Annotated in this window: 4 protein-coding genes; all 4 read right to left on the minus strand. The window is 57.3% G+C overall.

What is annotated here, in order from left to right:
• Positions 1–1,497: protein translocase subunit SecD (gene secD / locus M6F29_RS11400; RefSeq protein WP_298159952.1), on the minus strand; the 1,497-nt coding region annotated here is incomplete at its 3' end.
• Between the two features lie 34 nt (positions 1,498–1,531).
• On the minus strand, positions 1,532–1,849 hold the full coding sequence (yajC, locus tag M6F29_RS11405; protein ID WP_298159954.1) for a preprotein translocase subunit YajC: 318 nt from the start codon (positions 1,847–1,849) through the stop codon (positions 1,532–1,534).
• A 41-nt stretch (positions 1,850–1,890) separates the two neighbouring features.
• A complete protein-coding gene (tgt, locus tag M6F29_RS11410) occupies positions 1,891–2,997 on the minus strand; it encodes a tRNA guanosine(34) transglycosylase Tgt (protein WP_366526007.1) in 1,107 nt (368 codons plus the stop codon).
• A complete protein-coding gene (queA, locus tag M6F29_RS11415) occupies positions 2,987–4,033 on the minus strand; it encodes a tRNA preQ1(34) S-adenosylmethionine ribosyltransferase-isomerase QueA (protein WP_298159958.1) in 1,047 nt (348 codons plus the stop codon). The genes tgt and queA overlap by 11 nt, the downstream gene beginning before the upstream one ends.
• Between the last annotated feature and the right edge of the window lie 101 nt (positions 4,034–4,134).

Genomic DNA, 4,134 nt, shown 5'->3' on the forward strand with positions numbered 1-4,134 from the left:
TGCAATCGCCGCCATGCCCGGCAAGGTGAGCGTAGCTTGCAGCAAGGACAACAACCCCACCAGCAAAAGAACATTGACCGCCAAGGCCACCACCGATATGGTACCGAACAGGGCGTAATAAACCACCATGAAGACCGCAATGGCAGCAAATCCGATCCAGGTGGAATGGAAACCCCGGGCAATGTTTTCTGCACCCAAACTGGGTCCCACGGTCCGCTCTTCCAGAAAATCCATGGGGGCAGCCAAGGCCCCTGCGCGCAGCAATAGCGCCAGATCATTGGCCTCTTCGGAACTCTGCAGGCCGGTGATCTGAAAACGTGCCCCCAGTTCATCCTGTATGGTGGCCACACTGATGGCTTCGGTCCTGCTCTTTTCCAGAAGCAGGATGGCCATGCGTTTCTTGAGATTGTCCCGCGAGACCTGACGGATGATGCGTGCGCCCTTGGCATCCATGCTGATGTTCACGGTAGGACGATTGCTTTGGGAATCAAAGCCCGCCCCTGCATCAGTGATGACATCCCCGCTCAACACCACGGCTTTGCGCACGAACACCGGAATCCCCTGCCGGTCGAGCACCAGCAGATCGCCGGCTGGCGGCACCTGGGTCACCGAAACCGGGTTGGAATGGTCTTCATCCACCAGATGAATTTCCAGAGAGGCCGTTCGACCGATGATGTCCTTGGCCTTGGCCGTATCCTGCACGCCGGGAAGTTGTACGATGATGCGGTCCGCGCCCTGCTGCTGAATGATCGGCTCCTTGGCACCTAACTCGTTGACCCGATTGCGCAAAGCGAGAATATTCTGTTTGACCGCCTGATCCTGGATGGCCGTACGGGTTTCCGGCTTCAAAGACAACACCAGATCGTTTCCTTCGGCATTCAGGTTCATGTCATGGTGCGTGCTTTCCAACACCTGCTGCGCAGAGGATAAGGTCGCCCCATCATGAAAATGGACCAGCAGACGCTCTCCATCCCGGTTCAACCCATCGTAGTAAATCTGTTTGTCCCGCAACTCGGATCGAATTTCCGCCGTATCCCCTTCCAGTCGTTTGGTCAGCGCGGCCTGTTGGTCCACCTGGAGCAGAAAATGCACTCCTCCCGACAGGTCCAGGCCCAGATACATGGGTAACGCTCCAATATCCGATAGCCAGGACGGAGAATTGGGTACCAGGTTGAGCGCGACCACATAACGCTGAGGCTGCCCCTCGGGGTTCAGCGCATGGTCGATGATATCGCGCGCTTTCAATTGGGCATCCGTATCGGCAAAACGTACCCTCAACCCGGCCCCATCGAGGGAAGCACGGGTCTCGACCAACTGAGCCGCCTTCAGGGCCTGTTCCACTTGAATTTGCACCCCTGAGCCCACGGGGGGGGTCGTCCCCAACGCAGAGATCTGGACAGCCGGAGACTGGCCAAAAAAATTGGGCAGCGTATAGAGTGCGCCCAAGACGATCACACACAAGATCAGCAGATTCTTCCAGAGCGGAAAACGATTCATCAAAATTCCTGGTGAGGCCTCTGGGGCCGGTTTGTTATTTGAGACTTCCCTTGGGCAGCAAATTGCTGACAGCCGAGCGTTGAACCTGAATCACGGTCCCCTTGGCCACTTCGAGACGGGCAAAATTGGCATCGATTTCAACAATCTTGCCGACAATCCCGCCCACCACGACTTCATCCCCCTTGCTCAGGGACTCCAGCAAGGATTTCTGCTCTTTCTGACGCTTCAGTTGGGGACGAATGATCATGAAATAAAGCGCCAGAAACATGAACGCAATGAAGAACAGGTTAATTCCCATATCAGGGGTGGCTCCACCACCGAACACATCGGCAAAAGCATTTTCGATCAGCATGAGTCTCTCCAAAAAAACTTCACGATTCTAACACGATAGGATCACTTCACTCCACGCGCACGGTCAGCCTGAAATTGTTGGGCGACATCGGTGAGCGTGCCCGTTTCGATGGCGGCGCGCAATTCGCTCATCAATGTTTGATAGTAATGCAGGTTATGCAGCGTATTGAGACGCGCCCCCAGCATCTCTTTGGCCTGCTGGAGATGATGCAGATAACTGCGTGAAAAATGTTGGCAGGTATAACAAGCGCAGGTGGAATCAAGCGGCCGTCCATCATTCTTGTACACGGCATTGCGAATCTTGACATTCCCGAAGCGGGTGAACAACCACCCATTGCGCGCGTTGCGCGTGGGCATGACACAATCCATCATGTCGATTCCCGCTGCGACCGCCTTCACGATATCCTCCGGGGTGCCCATCCCCATCAGATAACGCGGCTTGTGGGCCGGCAACAAGGTTGGCGTATGCGCCAGAATGCGCTCCCGATCGGCTGCCGGTTCTCCCACGGACACACCGCCGATGGCATAACCCGGAAAATCCAGTGCCACCATTTCGCGCGCTGAAATCTCGCGCAAGGATTCGTACATTCCGCCCTGGATGATCCCGAACAGGGCATTGGGATTTCCTTCGTGACCGCGCAGGGAACGATCAGCCCAGCGCAGGGATAATTCCATGGAGCGGCGAGCCTCTGGTTCCGTGGCGGGATAGGGAGTGCACTCGTCAAAGGCCATGACGATGTCCGAATTCAAGACGCGTTGAATCTCCATGGAGATTTCCGGGGTCAGAAACAGCCGGTCGCCATTGAGGGGGGAACGGAAGGTGACCCCTTCCTCCGAAATCTTACGCAAATCCCCCAAACTGAAAACCTGAAACCCCCCCGAGTCAGTCAGGATCGGGGCTTGCCAGTTCATGAATCCATGCAATCCTCCTTGCGATCGAAACACCTCCAGTCCGGGGCGCAACCACAAGTGAAACGTGTTTCCCAGGATGATCTGGGCCCCCAGGGCCGTCAGTTCGTCGGGGGTCACGCCCTTGACCGCTCCATAGGTTCCCACCGGCATGAATACGGGCGTCTCCACCACGCCATGCGGCAAACTCAAGCGGGCCCGACGTGCCTTGCCATCCTGGGCCAATACCTCAAACTTCATCTTTTTCCCTTTCCACCAACATGGCATCCCCATAACTAAAAAAACGATACTCCTGCGCGACTGCATGGGCATAAGCCTGCCGCACCGGCTCCATCCCGGCAAAAGCACTGATCAGCATGAGCAGGGTGGAACGAGGTAAATGAAAATTGGTCAGGAGCCGATCCACCACCTGAAAACGATAGCCTGGGGTAATGAACAGGCTGGTTTCCTGGGCGCCCGCACATAATTCCCCCTTGGCTGCGGCGGATTCCAGTGCCCGCAAACTGGTGGTTCCCACTGCCACGACCCGCCCGTTGCGCGCCCGGGTGCGCCGGATGGCCTCCACCGTCTCCGCAGGAAGGTTGAACCATTCCGCATGCATGTGGTGATCCGCCAGACGCTCCACGCGCACGGGTTGGAAGGTCCCGGCCCCCACATGCAGGGTCAGGGAGGCTGTTTCAATACCGCAAGATTGCAAAGTCTCCAGCATTGCTTCGTCAAAATGCAATCCCGCCGTAGGAGCCGCCACCGCGCCAGGATTCCGGGCATAGACGGTCTGATAGCGCTCCGCATCCACCGCACCGGCCGCATGATCGATATAAGGAGGCAACGGCAAGGATCCCACCTGTTCCAGCCAGGCATGAAAGTCCGGCCCAGTCTCCGCATCGATCAACACAACCCGATACAGGTCTTCAACCTTTTCCAGGACTTCCCATGCCCGACCATCGGCAAAACGGATCAAGCCTCCCGCACGGGGCGCGTGACTGGCACGAATCTGCACCCATGCCTCGGAGGATGACACGACCCGTTCCACCAAGGCCTCGATCCGCCCTCCGGTGGATTTCCGGCCCAACACCCGCGCCTTGATCACGCGCGTATCGTTGAAAACCAGAAGATCCCCCGCCGACAGCAACTCGGGAAGTTGAGTAAACCACCGATCCTGTGGCCCCTGCGCGGACAAGTGAAGCAGACGGCTGGCACGCCGCACCGCCGTTGGCGTTTGGGCGATCAGGTGGGGGGGCAGAATATAATCGAAGTCGCTTGTGCAGAAATCCATGAAGCGCATTATAATGCACGGCTACTGCCCGGGTGGCGAAATTGGTAGACGCATCAGACTCAAAATCTGACGCTGGCGACAGTGTGCCGGTTCGAGTCCGG

The sequence above is a fragment of the Ferrovum sp. genome (assembly GCF_027317285.1).
In the GTDB taxonomy this organism is placed as follows: Bacteria; Pseudomonadota; Gammaproteobacteria; order Burkholderiales; family Ferrovaceae; genus Ferrovum.